A 22,108-nucleotide genomic window follows, 5' to 3' on the forward strand; every position below is an offset into this window, starting at 1 on the left:
GGAATGTGAAGAAGAATGGAAAAACATTGGTGGCAAGAAGTCGTGGTTTATCAGATTTATCCTCGCAGTTTTAAGGATAGCAATGGAGATGGCATTGGAGATTTACCAGGAATTATTGAAAAATTGGATTATTTGGAAACGTTAGGCATTGGGGCTATTTGGTTATCACCAGTTTATCAATCACCCAATGATGACAATGGTTATGACATTTCTGATTATGAAGCGATTATGACAGAGTTTGGTACGATGGCGGATATGGATCGTCTAATTGAGGAAGCGAAAAAGCGAAAGATTGAAATTATTATGGACTTAGTGGTTAACCATACCTCAGATGAACATCGTTGGTTTATTGAAGCAAAAAAAAGCAAGGAGAACCCCTATCGAGACTATTATGTATGGGCTGATCCTGCTTCAGATGGCGGTGTGCCTAACCGATTGAAATCTGCCTTTTCGGGTTCGGCGTGGACGTTTGATGAAGCGAGTGGGCAATACTATTTGCATTTGTTTAGTAAAAAACAACCAGATTTAAATTGGGAAAACCAACAAATGCGTCAGTCGGTTTACGAGATGATGAATTTTTGGATTGATAAAGGAATTGGCGGTTTCCGTTTAGATGTAATTGACTTAGTGGGTAAAATTCCAGGAGAAGAGATCACCGCGAATGGACCTCATTTACATCGTTATTTACAAGAAATGAACGCCGCGACATTTGGAGGCAAAGAGCTGTTAACTGTAGGTGAAACATGGGGGGCCACACCTGAAATTGCAAAAATGTACTCTAGTCCAGAGCGTCATGAATTATCCATGATTTTTCAGTTTGAACATATGAGCTTGGATCAACAACCAGGTAAAGAAAAATGGGACCTTCAGCCAATGGAAGTTGCCAAGTTGAAACAGGTTTTTGCAAAATGGCAAACAGAATTAGGAAATGATGGCTGGAATTCTTTATTTTGGAATAACCATGATTTACCGAGAATGATTTCACGTTGGGGAAATGATCAAGAATATTGGTTGGAAAGTAGTAAGTTATTCGCTATTTTACTGCACATGATGAAAGGCACACCTTATATTTATCAAGGGGAAGAAATTGGTATGACCAATACGCCGATTACAGATATTCGTGAAGCGCGGGACATCGAAACGATTAACATGTACCATGAGTATCTAGAAAAAGGATATTCTAAAGAAGAAATTTTGCTGAAAATTAATACTAAAGGTCGTGATAATGCACGCCGGCCTATGCAGTGGACCGCTGAAAAAAATGCGGGCTTTACGACTGGTACACCTTGGATTGATGTTAATCCCAATTATCAAACGATTAACGTCGCTGCTGCTTTGGCAGATAAAAATTCACTATTCTATACGTACCAAGAAATGATTCGTTTGAGAAAAGAACATCCTTTAATTGTTTGGGGCAACTTTGAATTGCTAGAAACAGTGGACGAAGTGATCAGTTTTTATCGTACCTATGGTGAGGAACGCTGGCTTGTTGTAACGAACTTTTCTGACAAAATTCAGCCATTTTCTGCAGACGTTCATGTAGAACAAGTAATGATTGAAAATATGCCGACAGATGTCACTGCTTTAGCAGATTATTCGTTAGCGCCTTGGCAAGCATTTGTTGTGAAAGTGAGTCAATAAGATGGAACAATGGTGGAAAAATGCTGTCGGTTATCAAATTTATCCTCGGAGTTTTAAAGATAGCAACGGGGATGGCATTGGTGATTTGCAGGGAATTATTGAGAAATTACCGTATTTAAAAGAACTAGGGGTCGATTTTTTATGGTTAAATCCGATTTACACTTCGCCAAACGTTGACAATGGTTATGATATTGCGGATTATCAAGGGATTCAGCCAGAATTTGGTACGATGGAAGATTTTCAAGAACTTTTGGACCAAGCGCATCAATTAGGTTTGAAGATTATTCTTGATTTAGTGGTCAATCATACAAGTGATCAACATCCGTGGTTTGTTGAAGCGAAAAAAAGTTTAGATAATCCGTATCGTGAGTATTATTTATGGGCCGATGCGACACCAGATCGTATGCCGAATGAATGGCAAAGCTTTTTTGGTGGCTCGACTTGGACGTATGACGCGGGTACAAAGCAAGCATATTTTCATGTGTTTGCAAAAGAGCAACCTGATTTGAACTGGAAAAATCCTAAAGTTCGTGAAGAGATTTATGCGATGATTCGCTGGTGGTTAGATTTGGGAATTGATGGTTTCCGATTGGATGCGATTAGTCATATCCAAAAAGAACCTTGGGATTTTAAAATTACCACGAATCCGTGGGCTCCCTTTATGAATGTAAAAGGCATTGAAGACTATATGCTGGATTTGAAAGCTATTTTTGCTGAGTATGACATCATGACAGTGGGGGAAGCTAGTGGCGTTTCAAGTAAAAAAGCGGTGGAATGGACCAATGATGCGGGCTATCTGAATATGATTTTTGAATTAGAGCACAATGTTCGAGAAGGGAAGCCAGGAGAAGAACGGTTAAATATTTTAGGCTATAAAAAAGTAATGGCTCGCTGGCAAAAGCATTTAGGGACAGAAGGCTGGAATGCATTATATGTAGAAAATCATGATAATCCCAGAATCAATTCAATTTTAGGCAATGAAACCTCTCATTCTGCTAAGGCGATTGGAACAATCGCCTTGCTCTTGCGAGGAACGCCGTTTATTTATCAAGGACAGGAAATCGGCATGGTTAATTATCCGTTTCAACAGATTGACGAGTTAGATGCTAAAGATTCCCATAACCATTATCGTTTGCTTATAGAAAATGGCTACGATGCGAAACAAGCATTAAAAGAAGTGGCGCATTGGACGCGGGACCATTCGCGTACGCCTATGCAGTGGACAAATCAAGAGGCAAGTTCATTCACCTCGGGGCATCCGTGGTTAGCAATTCATCCCAATTTCAAAGAAATAAATGTGGCTGACCAAGAAACGGATGCGCAATCCGTGTTGAATTATTATAAAAAGTTAATTGCGTTGCGGAAAGAAAATCCAGTCTTTACAGATGGACAGTTTGAACTATTAGCGCCCAATCATCCGTCTGTTTTTGCTTTTTTAAGAAAAACAACTGAGGCAACAGCGTTAGTGATTGTCAATTTAAGTGGAGAAAAGTGCCAATTTGACTTGCCGAATAAATTACTGGGCAGAAAGTGGCAACAATTGTTAGGGAATCAAGATTTTACGGTGAAGAAACGGATGCAGTTAGCACCTTATCAGGCAGGGGTCTTCCAATAACTGATTTGTTCTATAACGAGTGCAAGAGGCTTACTTTTAAGTAGGGCTCTTGCACTCGTTTTTAGGAACTTCAACAACCGAGAGACTTCATAAATAATTGAATTTTTACAGAAATGCGTTATACTTACTTTGGGTAAGTTATTTAGTTTTATGAAAGTAGGGGGAAATGATGCCGAAAACACGTGTAGAAGCATTTACAGATGCAGTCATTGCGATTATTTTAACGTTATTAATTTTAGAATTAAAAATTCCTGAAAAAGCAGATTGGTCTGCTCTGACTCAATCTGGACACAAAATCATTATTTATTTAATTAGTTTTGTTACTTTATTGATTTATTGGAACAATCATCATCATTTATTTCAAAGTGTCCGTAAAATTGATGGACGTGTCCTTTGGATGAATAATTTATTAATTTTGACGTTGACGTTTTTCCCGTTTGTTACTGGTTGGGTAGGTGAACATCCGTTTTCTTGGCCGCCACAAGCTTTGTATGGCTTAGTAGTATTAGGAGCTGATGTTGCTTATTATCTAGTGGTGCGGGCATTGATTCAGGCAAATGGGCCCAAATCCGAAGTACAACGTTTGTTTGGCCACTATCCAAAATTAACGCTTTCGATTGTGTTGAATATTATTGCGTTGATTGTGGGCAAACTGGTAGCGCCAATCGCTGTCCTGATTATTGATACGATTGTTTTAGTCATGTGGTTTATTCCTGAGCGAAAAGCAGAAATAAAGGAAATTTTAAAGTAGTTATTTTTTATTTATAACAAAAAAGTCATAAATCTTTTGACAAGAATGTCAAACTCCTCTATTATAAGAAGTGGATAAAAACTGAATAATTGTTAGGTGAGGCTCCTATTTGGACAAATGCTGCTGCCGCGAAAGGATCGAGAGACCCTTAGTTGGTTGAACAGGAATAATCGTGAAGGTTATTCATAATGTAGCTGATACATGTTATCTACGCCCTATAGTGCTAAAGCTCAACGATAGAGAATCTTATTTAAAGATGGTATTTTGGGACGTACTCTATTGTTGAGTAGGTCCTTTTTTGTGTGTTTGGCAAAAAAGCAATTATTCACTGGAAGTATAAATAAGAAAAAGAAAGGATGACTGTCATGGAAGACCCTGGAAGTGAACAGAGAAACAAAATACAGTCACCAACGAAAGGAGAAGATTTTAGCGCTCTTTTCGGCAGGTGACCACAACCTTGGAGGAAAAGAAAATGATGAACAAAAAAACAATGGATATGAGAAAAGCAACCAAAGATCAAGAATTACGTAAATTGGCTTTGCTTTCTGAACGGGAATTAATGATGGAATTACGGACATCTGAAAAAGGACTCTCGAATGAAGATGCCGAAAAAAGATTAGAGGAATTTGGACCAAACGAAGTTTCTGCACAAAAGCCAACCCCAGCAATTATTTTATTTTTAAGTGCATTCAAAGATCCGTTTGTCTATGTCTTAGCCTTATTGATGGTCGTTTCAACTTTAACGAAAGATTTCGAAGCCGCTATCGTGATGGGCGTGATGATTTTAGCCAGTGTCTTGATTGCTTTTATACAAGAGTATCGTTCTCAAAAAGCGAGTTTGGATTTAAAAGAATTAATTGAAAATACCGCTGCAGTGACACGGGAAGGGATTACGAAAGAAATTCCAATGGACGAAATTGTTCCAGGAGACATTGTAACTTTAGCTACAGGAGACATGATTCCTGCAGATGCCGTGTTGATTTGGACCAAAGATTTATTCGTTAATCAATCGTCGCTAACAGGCGAATCCATGCCTGTCGAAAAATTTGTGGATGCAGGTGTGGATCGTCAACAAACAGAGGTTTCTGCATTAGATATGCAAGACCTAGTGTTTATGGGCACAGATGTCTTGAGTGGACAAGGAAAAGCGATTATTTTAAAAACTGGGCAACATACATTTTTTGGTGATATTGCTAAAAATGCTACAACACAACGAGGAAAAACTAGTTTTGACTTAGGCTTAGCAAAAGTCAGTAAGTTTTTATTACGAATGGTAATGATTTTGTTTCCAATCGTTTTCTTGATTAATGGTTTAACTAAAGGTGCTTGGGGCGAAGCGTTTTTCTTCGCGATTGCCGTTGCAGTTGGTTTGACACCAGAAATGTTGCCAATGATTGTTACGAGTAACTTAGCCAAGGGTGCATTATCCTTATCGAAACATAAAGTCATTGTTAAAGAGTTAGCGGCTATCCAAAATTTGGGTGGTATGGATGTGCTCTGTACAGATAAAACTGGAACGATTACCGAAGATCGTGTAGTTTTGGTTCAACATTTGAATCCATTAGGTGATTTGAGTGACGAAGTTCTAAATTTAGCCTACTTAAATTCTTCTTATCAAACAGGTTGGAAAAATTTAATGGATATTGCCGTTATTAATTTTTATGAAGAGCATCAATGGAAAACGCCGTTTAAAAATGTCACTAAAATTGATGAAATTCCTTTTGATTTTTCCAGACGCCGCTTAACGGTTGTCGTGAATGCAGATGATCATCAATTGATGATTACGAAAGGCGCCGTGGAAGAAATGGAAGAAGTGTGCACGCATGCGCAAATTAATGGCGAAATTGTACCATTAAGCAGTGCTGTACGAGAAGAACTACGCCGAGTGAATGTTCAAATGAACAAACAAGGGATGCGTGTGTTAGCGGTAGCTGTAAAAAAAGATGTCCATAAAGAAGCAGTTTATTCAGTTGAAGATGAAAAAGAGATGACATTGATTGGGTTTATGGGGTTTCTTGATCCAGCAAAAGAGTCAGCCGTCAGCGCTATCCGCTCCTTACATGAACATGGTGTCAACGTGAAAGTGCTAACGGGCGATAATGACATTGTCGCCAAAAAAGTCTGTAAAGATGTAGGCATTGAAGTTTCCCATGTGTTATTAGGTTCTCAAATTGAAGCAATGACAGATGAAGAGTTGCGGGCGCAAGTAGAAGAAACTAATTTATTTGCCAAATTAAATCCGATGCAAAAATCTAAAATTATTGAATTGCTACAAGCAAAAGGTCATACGGTTGGTTTTATGGGGGATGGCATTAATGATGCACCGGCATTACGAAAAGCTGATGTGGGCATTTCAGTAGATACTGCAGCTGATATTACTAAAGATGCTAGCTCGATTATTTTACTGGAAAAAAGTTTAAATGTACTGGAATCTGGTGTGATTGAAGGACGAAAAGTATTTAGCAATATGATGAAATATATTAAAATTACCATCAGTTCTAATTTTGGGAATGTCTTTTCAATTTTAGTAGCCAGTGCCTTTTTACCATTTCTACCAATGCTTTCCTTACAACTCTTGATTCAAAATTTGATTTATGATGTGGCTCAGTTGACAATTCCTTGGGATAATGTCGATGAAGAAGAGTTATTAAGCCCTGTTCGGTGGGAAACGAACGGACTAGCGAAATTTACAGTATGTATTGGCCCGGTAAGTAGTATTTTCGATATTCTAACGTATCTTGTCATGTGGTTTGTGTTTAGCGCCAATAGTTTGGCAACTCAACATTTATTCCAAACAGGTTGGTTTATGGTGGGACTTGTTAGTCAAACGTTAGTTGTTCATATGGTCCGGACGCGGAAAATACCATTCATTCAAAGTCGTGCATCAATGCCTGTGATGTTAAGTAGTTTAGGCGCAATTTTACTCGGTTTCTTGATTGTAGCAACGCCTATAAGAGAGGTTTTTGACTTTGTGAAACTTCCGGCTAACTACTGGCCATGGTTCTTTGGAATCATCATTGCGTACATGTTAACTGTTGAAGTAGCTAAACGTTTATATATTAAAATTACCAAGGAATGGATTTAGTAAAATCTACTGAAAGAGAAAAGAATTTGCTAAGCTGTATTACTCGTTTTGCGAAAATTTGGTGATTTTAAGCAATGAATGTTCGTGATAAAACCTAAGGTAAAGTATTTGGCAAAAAAACGAGCCAAAAAAAATAAAAATTAACGAAAAAAACTTTGTTCTCTAAAAAATAAAAAACCGCATGCTGAGTAGGTTACTCGGCTGACGGTTTTTATTTTTTGGTTTTTTCAAGATAATTTTCATGAAAACGCAAAGTTCGGAAATCAGATTACTAGCCAGCTCGGGGATGAGGGGGCTCGAATTAATAGAACTGTTATATAATATTTTCAAAATAGAATATAACAGTTAGGAGAAAAATAGTACAGAAGAAGTGTGGAACAGAAACCGTTTTCTTGTTTGTGAAAATTATCACTAAACCGCAAAAACATGCGGTTTTGCTCTTTTGTGAAAAAATGAAGAAATTAGAGTTTTTTTCTTGCGCTTTTTCGAATTTAGTGATAATTTGTTAAGTGTAGTCGATAAAAAGTAATACAGTTTCGCACTCTGTTTTACTTTTATCGAAATTAAAGAAACGTAATAGAGAGGATTGTGTGACAAAATGGCAAAGGCTAAGAAACAAAAACCTATTGACTTTAAAGAGCTAATGGCTAAAGTCGACGCTGATTTCCCAACTTTCCAAATCTTGGATCAAGATGGAAAAATTGTGAATGAAGATTTAGTACCTGATTTATCGGATGAGGAATTAGTTGAATTAATGACACGCATGGTTTGGTCTCGTGTGTTAGACCAACGTTCTACTGCATTAAACCGTCAAGGACGCTTAGGATTCTTCGCGCCAACAGCTGGACAAGAAGCAAGCCAATTGGCAAGTCAATTTGCAATGGAAAAAGAAGACTACTTACTACCAGGTTACCGTGATGTACCTCAATTAGTACAACATGGTTTACCATTAAGAGAAGCTTTCTTATGGTCTCGTGGTCACGTAGCAGGGAACTACTACGCGGAAGATTTAAATGCATTACCACCACAAATTATCATTGGTGCTCAATACATCCAAGCAGCTGGTGTTGCTTTAGGATTGAAAAAACGTGGAAAAGAAAATGTTGTCTTCACTTATACTGGTGACGGCGGTTCTTCACAAGGGGACTTCTATGAAGCAATTAACTTTGCTGGTGCTTACCAAGCAAACGGTGTCTTCATTATCCAAAACAATGGTTTTGCGATTTCTACACCTCGTGAAAAACAAACAGCGGCTAAAACTTTAGCTCAAAAAGCTGTTGCAGCAGGAATTCCTGGTATTCAAGTTGATGGTATGGATCCATTAGCAGTTTACGCAATTGCAAAAGAAGCACGTGATTGGTCAGCTGCAGGAAATGGTCCAGTTTTAATTGAAACATTAACTTATCGTTATGGTCCACATACTTTATCTGGAGACGATCCAACACGTTACCGTTCAAAAGAAATGGATGACGAATGGGTACAAAAAGATCCATTGACTCGTTTCCGTAAATATCTAACAGATAAAGGCTTATGGTCTGAAGCAAAAGAAGAAGAAATTATTGAAAAAACAAAAGAAGAAATCAAAGTAGCGATTGCAGAAGCGGATAAAGCGCCAAAACAAAAAGTTTCTGATTTCTTGAAAAATATGTTTGAAGTTCAACCTCAAACAATTAAAGAACAAATTGCATTTTATGAAGCGAAGGAGTCGAAATAAAAATGGCACAAAAAACTATGATCCAAGCAATTACAGATGCCTTAGCTCTTGAATTAGAGAAAGACGAAAATGTCTTAATCTTCGGTGAAGACGTTGGTAACAACGGTGGGGTTTTCCGTGCAACTGAAGGTTTACAAGAAAAATTTGGTGAAGACCGCGTCTTCGATACACCTTTAGCTGAATCTGGTATCGGTGGATTGGCTTTCGGTCTTGCCTTGCAAGGTTACCGTCCAGTTCCTGAAATCCAATTCTTTGGTTTCGTTTTTGAAGTATTTGACGAAATCGTTGGTCAAATGGCTCGTACGCGTTACCGTATGGGTGGAACTCGTAATATGCCAATTACTGTTCGTGCCCCATTTGGTGGTGGTGTTCATACACCAGAACTTCACTCAGATAACTTAGAAGGATTAATCGCACAATCACCAGGTGTTCGTGTTGTTATTCCATCAAACCCTTACGATGCAAAAGGACTATTAATTTCATCTATTCGTAGCAACGATCCAGTTGTCTACTTAGAGCACATGAAATTATACCGTTCATTCCGTGAGGAAGTGCCAGACGAAGCTTATGAAGTGCCTTTAGATAAAGCGGCTGTAACTCGTGAAGGAACAGACGTATCAATCATCACTTACGGCGCTATGGTTCGTGAAGCGATTAAAGCAGCTGATAGCTTAGCGAAAGACAATATTTCAGCAGAAATCATTGACTTACGTACAGTGGCTCCTTTAGATGTGGAAACAATTATTAACTCTGTTGAAAAAACTGGCCGTGTGGTTGTCGTTCAAGAAGCACAAAAACAAGCTGGCGTTGGCGCTATGGTTGTTTCTGAAATTTCTGAACGTGCCGTATTATCATTAGAAGCACCAATCGGACGTGTATCTGCTCCAGATACAATCTTCCCATTCGGACAAGCAGAAAATATCTGGTTACCAAATGCGAAAGATATCGAAGCAAAAGCTAGAGAAATCGTCGAATTTTAATAGTTATTCGAAGTAGATAAACGAAGAATTAAACAGGTGGATTACGGCTATAGGCATGAAATGTTCAGCTACTATAGTCGTTTCCCCGCGTTTTGCTCCTAAGAAAATAGACAGATCCAACGAAGAAGGGAAGACTTAAAAAATGGCTTATCAGTTTAAATTACCGGATATCGGTGAAGGGATTGCCGAAGGCGAAATCGTTAAATGGTTTGTGAAACCTGGCGATACAATCAACGAAGACGATACGTTATTAGAAGTACAAAATGACAAATCAGTGGAAGAAATTCCATCACCAGTAACAGGTACTGTAAAAAATATCGTTGTACCAGAAGGAACAGTTGCAAACGTTGGTGACGTGTTAATCGAAATCGACGCACCTGGTCACGAAGATAACGATGCAGCACCAGCAGCTCCTGCACAAGAACAAACACCAGCACAACCTGCTGCTGTACCAACAACCGAAGCAGCTGGCGGATTTTTCCAATTCAAATTACCAGACATCGGTGAAGGAATTGCCGAAGGCGAAATCGTTAAATGGTTCGTTAAAGCGGGCGACACAATTAATGAAGATGATTCATTATTAGAAGTACAAAATGACAAATCAGTAGAAGAAATTCCATCACCAGTAACAGGTACTGTAAAAAATATCGTTGTACCAGAAGGAACAGTTGCCAATGTGGGTGACGTGTTAGTTGAAATTGACGCACCTGGTCATAATTCAGCAGCACCGGCAGCCGCAGCACCAGCTACTGACGCTCCTAAAGCGGAAGCATCAGCTCCAGCCGCTTCAACAGGCGTAGTTGCAGCCGCTGATCCAAACAAACGCGTTTTAGCAATGCCATCTGTTCGTCAGTATGCGCGTGAAAAAGACGTTGATATTACACAAGTAACTGCAACTGGTAAAGGTGGCCGTGTCATTAAAGCGGATATTGATGCCTTTGTTTCTGGTGGCTCTCAAGCAGCACCAGCTACTGAAGCTGCCGCAACAGAAGCAGCACCTAAAGCGGAAGCAGCTGCACCTAAAGCAGCGCCAAAAGCCTTTACTTCTGATTTAGGCGAAATGGAAACACGTGAAAAAATGACACCAACACGTAAAGCAATTGCTAAAGCAATGGTTAACAGCAAACACACTGCTCCTCACGTAACATTACATGATGAAGTAGAAGTTTCTAAATTATGGGATCACCGTAAGAAATTTAAAGATGTTGCTGCTGCAAATGGTACAAAATTAACATTCTTACCATACGTTGTAAAAGCATTGACTTCAACTGTTCAAAAATTCCCAATCTTGAATGCATCAATTGATGACGCAGCACAAGAAATTGTTTACAAAAATTACTTTAACATTGGTATCGCTACTGATACAGATCATGGCTTATATGTACCAAATGTTAAAAATGCTAATACGAAGAGCATGTTTGCTATCGCTGATGAAATCAACGAAAAAGCAGCATTGGCTATCGAAGGCAAATTAACTGCACAAGATATGCGTGATGGTACAATCACAATTAGTAACATTGGTTCAGTCGGTGGCGGCTGGTTTACACCAGTAATCAACTACCCTGAAGTTGCTATTTTAGGCGTTGGTACAATTGCACAAGAACCAGTTGTTAATGCAGACGGCGAAATCGTTGTGGGACGCATGATGAAATTATCATTAAGCTTTGACCACCGTATCGTTGACGGCGCAACTGCTCAAAAAGCAATGAACAACATTAAACGCTTATTAGCTGATCCAGAATTACTATTAATGGAAGGATGATTAACAAATGGTAGTAGGAGATTTCGCCATTGAACTAGATACAGTCGTAATCGGAGCTGGTCCTGGAGGATACGTTGCTGCAATTCGTGCCGCAGAAATGGGTCAAAAAGTTGCGATTATCGAACGTGAATACATCGGAGGCGTTTGTTTAAACGTTGGATGTATTCCTTCAAAAGCTTTAATTGCTGCTGGACATCATTACCAAGAAGCACAAGATTCTTCAACTTTTGGTGTAACAGCTAAAGGAGTCGAATTAGACTTTGCAAAAACACAAGACTGGAAAGATAACACAGTTGTAAAATCATTAACAGGCGGCGTTGGCATGTTATTGAAAAAACACAAAGTGGAAATTATTGAAGGCGAAGCATTCTTCGTTGACGAAAATACATTGCGTGTTATTCACCCAGACTCAGCACAAACTTACTCATTCAATAATGCTATTGTAGCAACAGGTTCTCGTCCAATTGAAATCCCAGGATTCAAATTTGGCGGACGCGTGTTAGATTCTACAGGCGGTTTAAACTTAAAAGAAGTTCCTAAAAAATTCGTTATTATCGGTGGCGGTGTCATCGGTGCTGAATTAGGTGGCGCTTATGCTAACTTAGGTTCAGAAGTAACAATTTTAGAAGGTAGCCCATCAATTTTACCAACTTATGAAAAAGATATGGTTAAAGTTGTCACAGACGACTTCAAGAAGAAAAACGTAACAATCGTGACTTCTGCAATGGCTAAAGAAGCTGTTGACAATGGCGATAGCGTCACTGTTAAATATGAAGTTAACGGAAAAGAAGAAAGTGTTGAAGCAGATTACGTAATGGTCACTGTTGGACGTCGTCCAAACACAGACGACTTAGGCTTAGAACAAGCGGGCGTTGAAATTGGCGAACGTGGTTTAATCCCAGTTGACAACCAAGGACGTACTAACGTGAAAAACATCTTCGCAATCGGCGACATCGTACCAGGTGCTGCGTTAGCGCATAAAGCAAGCTACGAAGCAAAAATTGCTGCTGAAGCAATTTCTGGTAAGAAAGTTGCAGTTGATTACAAAGCAATGCCAGCTGTTGCCTTTACTGATCCAGAATTGGCAAGCGTTGGTATGACTGTTGCAGAAGCAAAAGAAGCGGGAATCGAAGCAAAAGGCTACAAATTCCCATTTGCTGGTAACGGCCGTGCAATCTCTTTAGATAAAACTGAAGGATTCATGCGTTTAGTTACAACTGTAGAAGACAATGTCATCATCGGTGCACAAATTGCCGGTGTCGGTGCAAGTGACATGATTTCTGAATTAGCTTTAGCTATTGAATCTGGCATGAATGCAGAAGACATTGCTTTAACAATCCACCCACACCCATCATTGGGCGAAATTACTATGGATACAGCTGAATTGGCTTTAGGTTTACCAATTCATATTTAATAGTATCACTTTGTCGCACGACAGATATAATGCGCCTTTTGCACTTGTTGCATTAGCCACAGCAAGAGCAAAAGGTGTAAAAAAACAACGACTTCTAGGAGTCGTTGTTTTTTTATGCTCTGTTCTTTCTTTTACGGTATTTAAGGGGTGTTTCACCCGTTTCTTGTTTAAAGATCCGGACAAAATAGCTATCTTCAACAAACCCTAAATCTTCACTGATTTGGGCGATCGTTTTATCTGTCTCCAAAAGAAGCTGTTTAGCCCATGTGATTTTTAATTGTCGATAAAATTGACTAAAGGGAATACCAAACTCCTCTTTTAATAAACGACTTAAATACGTCGGCGTCAAATGAACAAGGTCTGCCAGTTCTTGTAAATTTAAACGCAGCGATTTGTTTTCCCAAAGGGCATCTAAAACCGGTTGTAATTGCTTATTTTTAGTTTGATAGGCACTTGAAGGAGTTAATTGAGCAGTTAATAAAGTTTGTTGAATATCTTTTTGGATCATATTCAATGGCTCCAGCTCTTCTTTTCGCGAACTAATCTGTAAGGATTGTTTGTACGTATTGATTAAATAATCTTTTTTGATGGCTTCAGAAATAATATATTGGCTTAGATCAGCGATTAATGTCGCGCTCTTTTCTAAGTCTGCTAGTTCTAAAACAGGGTATTGTTGATACAGCTCTTGGTGTGTTACTAAAAATTCTTGAATGAAGGCATCATTCATGGTTAAAACCTGTTCTAACTCTTCTTGGTGATCTTCGAGCAAAACTTCACCAGCCATAATGGCTCCTACATACTGGTCATCAACAATAATGGGGATGGCCATATCAACGATGTTAAAGTGACAACGGTAGATAAAAGGCTGACCAGTGCGAACAGCTTCCAAGCCACCACGAGCATCACATTTTTCACAAAGTTTCGAGAGCTCAGGGGAGTGACGTACCAGTTGGCAAAAGGGTTGAACTTGACTATGTTTCGTCACAGGACGACCTTTATAATCGACTAAAATAATGGCTAAACGAGTGCTTAAGGCCAATGATTCTTGCAATTTTTCCCACTTTTCTAAATCTAAAATATTTTTTAATTCTACAGTCATAAGGCAATCCTTCAATCTAAAGTTTAAAAATCATAATATTTTATTATTTCACAAAATAATTCTATCATTTTTTGCAAGAAAACGATACCAAAAGTTCAATGCTTTTTTGATGAAAGCGTTTTATACTATGTATGTAAACAAAATATAGGAGGCTATCAACATGAGAAAAGCATTGATTTTACCAACGAAATATGTTCAAGGGGAAGATGAATTACTAAACTTAGGTTACTTCGTTTCAACTTTTGGAAAAAAAGCGTTACTAATTGCAAATCCTGCTGACGTTGATCGTGTACGTCCACAATTGGAAGAAACAGCGAAAAAGTTTGACATTACCTTCGTAGAGGGTGGCTTTAGTGGAGAAGTAACGCGTGAAGAAACAAAGCGATTGCAAAACGTTGGACAAAAAGAACAAGCAGACTGTATCATTGGTTTAGGTGGCGGTAAAGCAATCGATGCTTCAAAAGTCGTAGCAGAAGGTGAAAACTTAATTATTGTACCAACGATTGCGGCTCAAGATGCACCAACTTCGCATTCAGCTGTACTATATCATGAAGATGGCTCATTTGATGATTATGCTTACTTTAAACAAAGTCCAAGCGTCGTGATGGTTGATACAAAAGTGGTTGCCAAAGCGCCAACTAGATTTTTAGTTGCTGGAATGGGGGATGCCTTATCCACATATTTTGAAGCACGCGCAACACACAATTCATATTCTCGGGTTAATGCTAGTTTGCCAATGGGTTCAAGAGAAGGCTTAACGCCTGCTGCTAGCGGCACATATGCAGCTTTGGCCATGGCAAAACTTTGCTGGGAAAACCTACAGGAAGATGGGTTAAAAGCGAAATTAGCTTGTGATGCAAACGTGGTTACTGAATCATTGAATAAGATTATCGAAACAAATATCTTACTTTCAGGCTTAGGTTTTGAAAGTGGTGGTTTAGCTGCAGCGCATGCGATTCATAACGGTATGACAGTCTTACCTGGTGCGCACAGTTATTTACATGGTGAAAAAGTAGCCTTTGCAACGATTGCACAACTTGTATTAGAAGATGCAGCAAAAGACGAATTAGAAGCTGTTTTAGACTTTAGCGCTTCTGTAGGTTTACCATTAACGCTTTCAGACATTGGTGTCGATGAAATCACTTATGAAGAAGCGTTGGAAGTAGCCAAAATTGCTTGCATTCCAGAAGAATCAATTCATTCAATGCCATTCCCAATTGTCGTTGAAGAAGTAGCGAATGCAATCATTGTTGCAGATAAAGTCGGACAAGAATATAAAACAAGACATAAATTAGATTAAGGAAGTGTCCACATGAAAGCAGATATTTTACTCGTTTCACATAGCAAAATGATTACAGATGGTATTAAAGAGATGATTGAACAGATGAATGCCAGTGAAGAAATTACGATTCATTCACTTGGTGGCACATCAGATGGTTCATTAGGTTCAGATCCAATGAAAATCATTGACACGATTAACGAAGCGGACTCTGACCGAGAATTTTTAATTTTTGCCGATTTAGGCAGTGCCGTTTTAAGTTCAGAATTAGCTTTTGATATGCTAGAAGAAGACCAACAGAAACATTATCATTTAGTCGATGCACCATTGGTTGAAGGTGCCTTTGCGGCAGCAATTACTGCAGGTGTCTCAGATGATTTGACGCAAATTTTAGCAGAAGCTCAAAATGCTGGTAAGAAAGGGTGGAACTAAATGAAAAAAATTATTAATGAACCTGGTAAAATTGTCGAAGAAATGCTCCAAGGAATTGTGAAAAGCTATGGAAACCTTGTTCATCAAGTCGAAGATTCTCGCGTGATTGCTCGCAACGACTCAAACAAACAAGTTGGGTTAGTATCTGGTGGTGGAAGTGGTCATGAGCCTGCACATGCTGGGTTTGTTGGTGATGGAATGTTAAATGCCGCAGTTTTAGGTGATGTCTTTACTTCACCAACACCAGATCAAATTTTAACAGGGATCCAAGCGGCAGACCAAGGGGCCGGTGTTCTGTTAATCGTAAAAAATTATACAGGCGATATTTTGAACTTTGAAATGGCCAAAGATATGGCTGATATGGAAGACATCCATGTAGAAATGGTCGTTGTCGATGACGATATTGCTGTCGAAGATAGCACCTATACCGCTGGGAAACGCGGCGTTGCCGGGACTGTTCTTGTCCATAAAATTTTAGGACATCATGCCCGCCAAGGTGCTTCTTTAGAAGAGCTCGTTTCTTTAGGAGAAAAGATTGTAGCAGCCACGAAAACAATTGGAGTGGCTTTAAAAGCAGCCACTGTGCCTGAAGTTGGCAAACCAGGTTTTACTTTACCAGAAGATGAAATTGAATTTGGCGTAGGGATTCACGGAGAACCAGGCTATCGTCGTGAAAAAATCCAACCATCGAAAGAGTTAGCGAAAGAATTAGTTGAAAAAATATTAAGTAGCTATGAACAACAACCACAAACAGTGGGGGTACTTGTCAATGGCATGGGCGGCACGCCATTAATGGAACAATTTGTATTTATGAACGACGTGCTAACATTATTAGAAGATAAAGGTGTTCAAGTGACCTTCCATAAAGTGGGTAACTATATGACGTCTATTGACATGCAAGGATTATCTTTAACGATGATTGACTTGGCGACAAAAGACTGGCAAACAGCGCTAGAAAGCAATGTAACAACAATTTCTTGGTAAGGGTGATAAAAGATGGACTTAACAGTAAAAGACATTCAAACATGGTTAGACAATTATTCAAAAGTTATCGAAGAAAAAAAAGACTATTTAAGTGAATTAGACACGCCGATTGGTGATGGGGATCACGGTAACAACATGGCTCGTGGTATGGCTGAATACAAAATTGCGTTTGACAAAAAAGTACCAACAACAATCACGGAGACATTTAAAGTCCTATCCATGGCTTTGATTTCAAAAGTTGGCGGAGCTTCCGGTCCTTTATATGGTACTGCGTTTATGAATATGACTAAAGCGACAAAAGATTTGGAAACCATCAGTTCGCCAGAGCAATTAAAAGAAATTGTTCAGCAAGGTCTAGCTGGGATTCAGATGCGCGGCAAAGCTGAACCAGGAGATAAAACGATGGTTGATGTCTGGGCACCTGTTGCTGAAGTAATTGGAACGGAACAATTTAATGAAGAAAAAATTGAACAATTTGCTGAAGCAACAAAAGATTGGGTGGCGAAAAAAGGACGTGCCTCTTATTTAGGGGAACGAGCAATTGGTCATATTGATCCAGGAGCAGCATCTAGTGCATTATTATTTGAAGAACTAGTCAAAGTAATCAATCAATAACAGTGAGAAAAAAGTTTAGCAAGTGCCTCTCTTGAAGCGCTTGCTAAACTTTTTTATAAATAATGGTTTCTTTTGTTCATCTATGGGATAATTTAAGTAACAAAAAATAACAAAGATAAACAAATGGGGGATTTAAAGATGAAAAAGCATGTGATTGTGGGATGTTTATTAATCGTTAGCTCAATGTTTGTAAGTGCTTGTGGAAGTTCGTCAGACGTGACCACGGAAAAAACCAGTGTCACAAAACAAGTCGAAGCTACGGGACAAAGCACATCCTCTTCTGCAGACCAAACCAAGTATGATGCCATTATTACAGAAGCTAAAAAGTTAACGGCAGAGGGGCAATATAAAGAATCAGAAGAAAAATTAGCTACGATCCCTGTTAGCGATTTAGGGAAACCACACTATTCGATCGTTAAAGAAACGGTTGAGAAACTAAATAATCAAAATAATGAAGGCTTAAAAAGACAAGAAGAAGTCGCGGTTGAAAAGCAAACGAAGTCGAGTCCGGCACCAACGGAATCACTTAAACCAATTCCAGATGAATTTGCTAAATGGGCAACCACGTATCTTTTTTATTATCCACGAGGAGATCAAAAGCAAGCGGGGTTAATCATTGAAGCGAATGGAGCGGTCACGCAGACGAATACGAATGGCGAAATTTACACAGGAAAAGCCGAAATAAGTGGAGCTTCGGGCACTATTTTAAGTTATGATACGACTAGTTATCGCCCGACGACCCAACCAGCTACAAAATCGATTACTCCAAATGTTAAAATCACTGTTACTTGGAACAATGGCGGCGGTGTTGATGTTTATTATGGCTACGTTTCTTATTCACAACGTTTAGCTTTGACAGATGGTATCGCCGTGACAGACGGGGTCAAAGAAGTTTGGCTTTCATAAAAAGAGCTAGACATTCAAGTTTTTGCTTGAATGTCTAGCTCTTTTGTTGATTGAATCGGGGGATTTAAATACTTAGTTTCGATAAGAACGAACGGTATTATTAATAGCAGAAATACTATATTTTAATTCATCTTCTAACGTTTGATCAATGTCTGTGTCTAAAGTTTCTGCAAACATGGCTTCATATTCAGCGATAGAAAGTTCTGTCCGATTATCCAGGAGTGCTAAATGAGTTTCTTTTTGTAAATGATTTTGATAACCAGCTACTAATTCACCAGTGAAAAATTCAGCGACAGCACCAGAACCATAACTGAATAACCCAATTTGATTGCCTGCGGTTAAAGTCGTTGCATTTTCTAAAAGGGAAATGAGTCCCAGATAAAGTGAACCCGTATACAAGTTTCCTACGCGACGACTATAGACGATGCTTTCTTCATAACGGGCTAAAATTCGTTCCTGTTCTGCTTCAGTTTGGTCGGAGATTTTTGCTAATAAGGCTTTTTTGCCCATTTTTGTGTAAGGAATATGGAACGCTAAAGCATCATAATCTGCAAAATCAAGACCGGTTCTTTTTTTATGTTCATCCCAGACTTGGGCAAAAGATTGGATGTAGGTTTCGTTTGACAAAGGACCATCGACCATAGGATACGGATGGCCTGTTGGACGCCAAAAGTCATAGATATCTTGCGTCAGCATCACATTATCCTCTTTTAAAGCCAAGATGCGCGGTTCACTAGCAACTAACATTGCAACCGCCCCAGCTCCTTGTGTAGGCTCACCGCCAGAATTTAAGCCATATTTTGCAATATCTGCTGCTACAACCAAGACTTTTTTATCTGGATGTAAGGCTACGTGATTCTTAGCTAACTGTAAGCCTGCTGTTGCTCCGTAACAAGCTTCCTTGATTTCGAAAGAGCGAGCGAAAGGTTGAATCCCCATTAAACGATGTAAGACAACTGCGGCCGCTTTTGACTCATCGATACTGGACTCAGTCCCGACAATCACCATATCAATGGCCTCTTTATCTTCTTTGGTCAAGATCGCTTCTGCGGCATTGGCTGCAAATGTCACAATATCTTGGCTGATTGGGTTCACCGCCATTTGGTCTTGCCCAATACCAATATGAAATTTTCCAGGGTCTACATTTCTGGCTTCAGCCAGTGCCGTCATATCAATATAATAAGGGGGCACAAAAAAACTAATTTTATCAATCCCAATTGTCATTTCTTTAACTCCTTTACGATAAATAGATTCATTATATAAAATAGCACGAAATGAACCAAAATGGGGAATTTTTGTATTAACTTCATAGATTATTAAAAAATATCTTATAAGTCTGTTAACATTCAGTAATTGGCACTTGTGATTCTGGGATTTTATGATATATTTCAAGATGGAGGTGCATTTAGTTGAAAACAGTAGTTATTATTGATGCATTACGAACACCAATTGGAAAATATAAAGGCAGCTTAAGTCAAGTAAGTGCCGTAGACTTAGGAACACATGTTACAACACAACTTTTAAAAAGACATTCCACTATTTCTGAAGAAATTGATCAAGTAATCTTTGGAAATGTTTTACAAGCTGGAAATGGCCAAAATCCCGCACGACAAATAGCAATAAACAGCGGTTTGTCTCATGAAATTCCCGCAATGACGGTTAATGAGGTCTGCGGATCAGGAATGAAGGCCGTTATTTTGGCGAAACAATTGATTCAATTAGGAGAAGCGGAAGTTTTAATTGCTGGCGGGATTGAGAATATGTCCCAAGCACCTAAATTACAACGTTTTAATTACGAAACAGAAAGCTATGATGCGCCTTTTTCTAGTATGATGTACGATGGGTTAACGGATGCCTTTAGTGGTCAAGCAATGGGCTTAACTGCTGAAAATGTGGCCGAAAAGTATCATGTAACTAGAGAAGAGCAAGATCAATTTTCTGTACATTCACAATTAAAAGCAGCTCAAGCACAAGCAGAAGGGATATTCGCTGACGAAATAGCCCCATTAGAAGTATCAGGAACGCTTGTGGAGAAAGATGAAGGGATTCGCCCTAATTCGAGCGTTGAGAAGCTAGGAACGCTTAAAACAGTTTTTAAAGAAGACGGTACTGTAACAGCAGGGAATGCATCAACCATTAATGATGGGGCTTCTGCTTTGATTATTGCTTCACAAGAATATGCCGAAGCACACGGTCTTCCTTATTTAGCTATTATTCGAGACAGTGTGGAAGTCGGTATTGATCCAGCCTATATGGGAATTTCGCCGATTAAAGCCATTCAAAAACTGTTAGCGCGCAATCAACTTACTACGGAAGAAATTGATCTGTATGAAATCAACGAAGCATTTGCAGCAACTTCAATCGTGGTCCAAAGAGAACTGGCTTTACCAGAGGAAAAGGTCAACATTTATGGTGGCGGTATTTCATTAGGTCATGCGATTGGTGCCACAGGTGCTCGTTTATTAACGAGTTTAAGTTATCAATTAAATCAAAAAGAAAAGAAATATGGAGTGGCTTCTTTATGTATCGGCGGTGGCTTAGGACTCGCTATGCTACTAGAGAGACCTCAGCAAAAAAAAAACAGCCGATTTTATCAAATGAGTCCTGAGGAACGCCTGGCTTCTCTTCTTAATGAAGGCCAGATTTCTGCTGATACAAAAAAAGAATTTGAAAATACGGCTTTATCTTCGCAGATTGCCAATCATATGATTGAAAATCAAATCAGTGAAACAGAAGTGCCGATGGGCGTTGGCTTACATTTAACAGTGGACGAAACTGATTATTTGGTACCAATGGCGACAGAAGAGCCCTCAGTGATTGCGGCTTTGAGTAATGGTGCAAAAATAGCACAAGGATTTAAAACAGTGAATCAACAACGTTTAATGCGTGGACAAATCGTTTTTTACGATGTTGCAGACGCCGAGTCATTGATTGATGAACTACAAGTAAGAGAAACGGAAATTTTTCAACAAGCAGAGTTAAGTTATCCATCTATCGTTAAACGCGGCGGCGGCTTAAGAGATTTGCAATATCGTGCTTTTGATGAATCATTTGTATCTGTCGACTTTTTAGTAGATGTTAAGGATGCAATGGGGGCAAATATCGTTAACGCTATGTTGGAAGGTGTGGCCGAGTTGTTCCGTGAATGGTTTGCGGAGCAAAAGATTTTATTCAGTATTTTAAGTAATTATGCCACGGAGTCGGTTGTTACGATGAAAACGGCTATTCCAGTTTCACGTTTAAGTAAGGGGAGCAATGGCCGGGAAATTGCTGAAAAAATTGTTTTAGCTTCACGCTATGCTTCATTAGATCCTTATCGGGCAGTCACGCATAACAAAGGGATCATGAATGGCATTGAAGCTGTAGTTTTAGCTACAGGAAATGATACACGCGCTGTTAGCGCTTCTTGTCATGCTTTTGCGGTGAAGGAAGGTCGCTACCAAGGTTTGACTAGTTGGACGCTGGATGGCGAACAACTAATTGGTGAAATTTCAGTTCCGCTTGCTTTAGCCACGGTTGGCGGTGCCACAAAAGTCTTACCTAAATCTCAAGCAGCCGCTGATTTGTTAGCAGTGACGGATGCAAAAGAACTAAGTCGAGTAGTAGCGGCTGTTGGTTTGGCACAAAATTTAGCGGCGTTACGGGCCTTAGTCTCTGAAGGAATTCAAAAAGGACACATGGCTCTACAAGCACGTTCTTTAGCGATGACGGTCGGAGCTACTGGTAAAGAAGTTGAGGCAGTCGCTCAACAATTAAAACGTCAAAAAACGATGAACCAAGACCGAGCCATGGCTATTTTAAATGATTTAAGAAAACAATAAAAAAAATAGT

At 39.1% G+C, this 22,108-nt stretch carries 16 protein-coding genes and 1 riboswitch; of the genes, 14 read left to right on the forward strand and 2 right to left on the reverse strand.

Annotated features, from left to right (window positions below; all coding sequences use genetic code 11):
- Positions 1 to 15: 15 nt before the first annotated feature.
- The 8 genes from IGL90_RS05700 (at position 16) to lpdA (ending at position 12,962) form a co-directional block, all read left to right on the forward strand.
- Complete coding sequence (locus IGL90_RS05700) at positions 16 to 1,641, forward strand: glycoside hydrolase family 13 protein (protein ID WP_048736995.1); 1,626 nt, start codon at positions 16 to 18, stop codon at positions 1,639 to 1,641.
- Between the two features lies 1 nt (position 1,642).
- Complete coding sequence (locus IGL90_RS05705; protein ID WP_048736993.1) at positions 1,643 to 3,256, forward strand: glycoside hydrolase family 13 protein; 1,614 nt, start codon at positions 1,643 to 1,645, stop codon at positions 3,254 to 3,256.
- 169 nt (positions 3,257 to 3,425) lie between these two features.
- Positions 3,426 to 4,007: a TMEM175 family protein gene (locus tag IGL90_RS05710; protein ID WP_002392546.1), complete on the forward strand. Its 582-nt coding sequence runs from the start codon at positions 3,426 to 3,428 to the stop codon at positions 4,005 to 4,007.
- Positions 4,008 to 4,088: 81 nt separating this feature from the next.
- A riboswitch (M-box (ykoK) riboswitch) is annotated at positions 4,089 to 4,256 on the forward strand.
- Between the two features lie 223 nt (positions 4,257 to 4,479).
- Positions 4,480 to 7,092 (forward strand): magnesium-translocating P-type ATPase, encoded by a 2,613-nt coding sequence (gene mgtA, locus IGL90_RS05715; protein WP_002413922.1) that lies wholly within the window; start codon positions 4,480 to 4,482, stop codon positions 7,090 to 7,092.
- Between the two features lie 598 nt (positions 7,093 to 7,690).
- Positions 7,691 to 8,806, forward strand: coding sequence for a pyruvate dehydrogenase (acetyl-transferring) E1 component subunit alpha (gene pdhA / locus IGL90_RS05720; RefSeq protein WP_002357768.1), 1,116 nt, complete (start codon positions 7,691 to 7,693; stop codon positions 8,804 to 8,806).
- A gap of 2 nt (positions 8,807 to 8,808) precedes the next feature.
- Positions 8,809 to 9,786 carry an alpha-ketoacid dehydrogenase subunit beta gene (locus IGL90_RS05725; RefSeq protein ID WP_002357767.1) on the forward strand — a complete coding sequence of 326 codons (978 nt, stop codon included), beginning with the start codon at positions 8,809 to 8,811 and terminating at the stop codon, positions 9,784 to 9,786.
- Positions 9,787 to 9,928: 142 nt separating this feature from the next.
- Positions 9,929 to 11,548, forward strand: a complete 1,620-nt coding sequence (locus IGL90_RS05730; RefSeq protein WP_002357766.1) for a dihydrolipoyllysine-residue acetyltransferase — start codon at positions 9,929 to 9,931, stop codon at positions 11,546 to 11,548.
- Between the two features lie 7 nt (positions 11,549 to 11,555).
- On the forward strand, positions 11,556 to 12,962 hold the full coding sequence (lpdA, locus tag IGL90_RS05735) for a dihydrolipoyl dehydrogenase (protein WP_002357765.1): 1,407 nt from the start codon (positions 11,556 to 11,558) through the stop codon (positions 12,960 to 12,962).
- A gap of 112 nt (positions 12,963 to 13,074) precedes the next feature.
- On the opposite strand, the gene IGL90_RS05740 is transcribed toward lpdA, so the two are convergent.
- On the reverse strand, positions 13,075 to 14,061 hold the full coding sequence (locus tag IGL90_RS05740) for a PocR ligand-binding domain-containing protein (protein WP_002382271.1): 987 nt from the start codon (positions 14,059 to 14,061) through the stop codon (positions 13,075 to 13,077).
- A gap of 160 nt (positions 14,062 to 14,221) precedes the next feature.
- On the opposite strand from IGL90_RS05740, the gene IGL90_RS05745 reads away from it, so the two are divergent.
- From IGL90_RS05745 to IGL90_RS05765, 5 genes are all read left to right on the forward strand, one after another.
- Positions 14,222 to 15,361 (forward strand): glycerol dehydrogenase, encoded by a 1,140-nt coding sequence (locus IGL90_RS05745; RefSeq protein WP_002363858.1) that lies wholly within the window; start codon positions 14,222 to 14,224, stop codon positions 15,359 to 15,361.
- A 12-nt stretch (positions 15,362 to 15,373) separates the two neighbouring features.
- On the forward strand, positions 15,374 to 15,772 hold the full coding sequence (gene dhaM, locus IGL90_RS05750; protein ID WP_002357762.1) for a dihydroxyacetone kinase phosphoryl donor subunit DhaM: 399 nt from the start codon (positions 15,374 to 15,376) through the stop codon (positions 15,770 to 15,772).
- A complete protein-coding gene (dhaK, locus tag IGL90_RS05755) occupies positions 15,773 to 16,756 on the forward strand; it encodes a dihydroxyacetone kinase subunit DhaK (RefSeq protein ID WP_016627135.1) in 984 nt (327 codons plus the stop codon). It begins immediately after the preceding gene.
- A gap of 12 nt (positions 16,757 to 16,768) precedes the next feature.
- A complete protein-coding gene (dhaL, locus tag IGL90_RS05760) occupies positions 16,769 to 17,371 on the forward strand; it encodes a dihydroxyacetone kinase subunit DhaL (RefSeq protein ID WP_010707623.1) in 603 nt (200 codons plus the stop codon).
- 123 nt (positions 17,372 to 17,494) lie between these two features.
- Positions 17,495 to 18,277 carry a hypothetical protein gene (locus tag IGL90_RS05765; RefSeq protein WP_048737712.1) on the forward strand — a complete coding sequence of 261 codons (783 nt, stop codon included), beginning with the start codon at positions 17,495 to 17,497 and terminating at the stop codon, positions 18,275 to 18,277.
- 72 nt (positions 18,278 to 18,349) lie between these two features.
- On the opposite strand, the gene IGL90_RS05770 is transcribed toward IGL90_RS05765, so the two are convergent.
- Entirely contained in the window at positions 18,350 to 19,501 is a 1,152-nt protein-coding gene (locus IGL90_RS05770) for a hydroxymethylglutaryl-CoA synthase (RefSeq protein WP_002361740.1), read from the reverse strand.
- A gap of 185 nt (positions 19,502 to 19,686) precedes the next feature.
- Here IGL90_RS05770 and IGL90_RS05775 point away from each other — a divergent pair, with 185 nt between their 5' ends.
- Complete coding sequence (locus IGL90_RS05775) at positions 19,687 to 22,098, forward strand: hydroxymethylglutaryl-CoA reductase, degradative (RefSeq protein ID WP_002397247.1); 2,412 nt, start codon at positions 19,687 to 19,689, stop codon at positions 22,096 to 22,098.
- Positions 22,099 to 22,108 lie beyond the last annotated feature (10 nt).

It is taken from the genome of Enterococcus sp. DIV1307a, assembly GCF_050537425.1.
Taxonomy (GTDB): domain Bacteria; phylum Bacillota; class Bacilli; order Lactobacillales; family Enterococcaceae; genus Enterococcus; species Enterococcus faecalis.

Coding starts and splice junctions, on each gene's coding strand:
- IGL90_RS05700 (WP_048736995.1), top strand. CDS start 16: ATGGAAAAACATTGGTGGCAAGAAGTCGTGGTTTATCAGATTTATCCT.
- IGL90_RS05705 (WP_048736993.1), top strand. CDS start 1,643: ATGGAACAATGGTGGAAAAATGCTGTCGGTTATCAAATTTATCCTCGG.
- IGL90_RS05710 (WP_002392546.1), top strand. CDS start 3,426: ATGCCGAAAACACGTGTAGAAGCATTTACAGATGCAGTCATTGCGATT.
- mgtA (WP_002413922.1), top strand. CDS start 4,480: ATGATGAACAAAAAAACAATGGATATGAGAAAAGCAACCAAAGATCAA.
- pdhA (WP_002357768.1), top strand. CDS start 7,691: ATGGCAAAGGCTAAGAAACAAAAACCTATTGACTTTAAAGAGCTAATG.
- IGL90_RS05725 (WP_002357767.1), top strand. CDS start 8,809: ATGGCACAAAAAACTATGATCCAAGCAATTACAGATGCCTTAGCTCTT.
- IGL90_RS05730 (WP_002357766.1), top strand. CDS start 9,929: ATGGCTTATCAGTTTAAATTACCGGATATCGGTGAAGGGATTGCCGAA.
- lpdA (WP_002357765.1), top strand. CDS start 11,556: ATGGTAGTAGGAGATTTCGCCATTGAACTAGATACAGTCGTAATCGGA.
- IGL90_RS05740 (WP_002382271.1), bottom strand. CDS start 14,061: ATGACTGTAGAATTAAAAAATATTTTAGATTTAGAAAAGTGGGAAAAA.
- IGL90_RS05745 (WP_002363858.1), top strand. CDS start 14,222: ATGAGAAAAGCATTGATTTTACCAACGAAATATGTTCAAGGGGAAGAT.
- dhaM (WP_002357762.1), top strand. CDS start 15,374: ATGAAAGCAGATATTTTACTCGTTTCACATAGCAAAATGATTACAGAT.
- dhaK (WP_016627135.1), top strand. CDS start 15,773: ATGAAAAAAATTATTAATGAACCTGGTAAAATTGTCGAAGAAATGCTC.
- dhaL (WP_010707623.1), top strand. CDS start 16,769: ATGGACTTAACAGTAAAAGACATTCAAACATGGTTAGACAATTATTCA.
- IGL90_RS05765 (WP_048737712.1), top strand. CDS start 17,495: ATGGGGGATTTAAAGATGAAAAAGCATGTGATTGTGGGATGTTTATTA.
- IGL90_RS05770 (WP_002361740.1), bottom strand. CDS start 19,501: ATGACAATTGGGATTGATAAAATTAGTTTTTTTGTGCCCCCTTATTAT.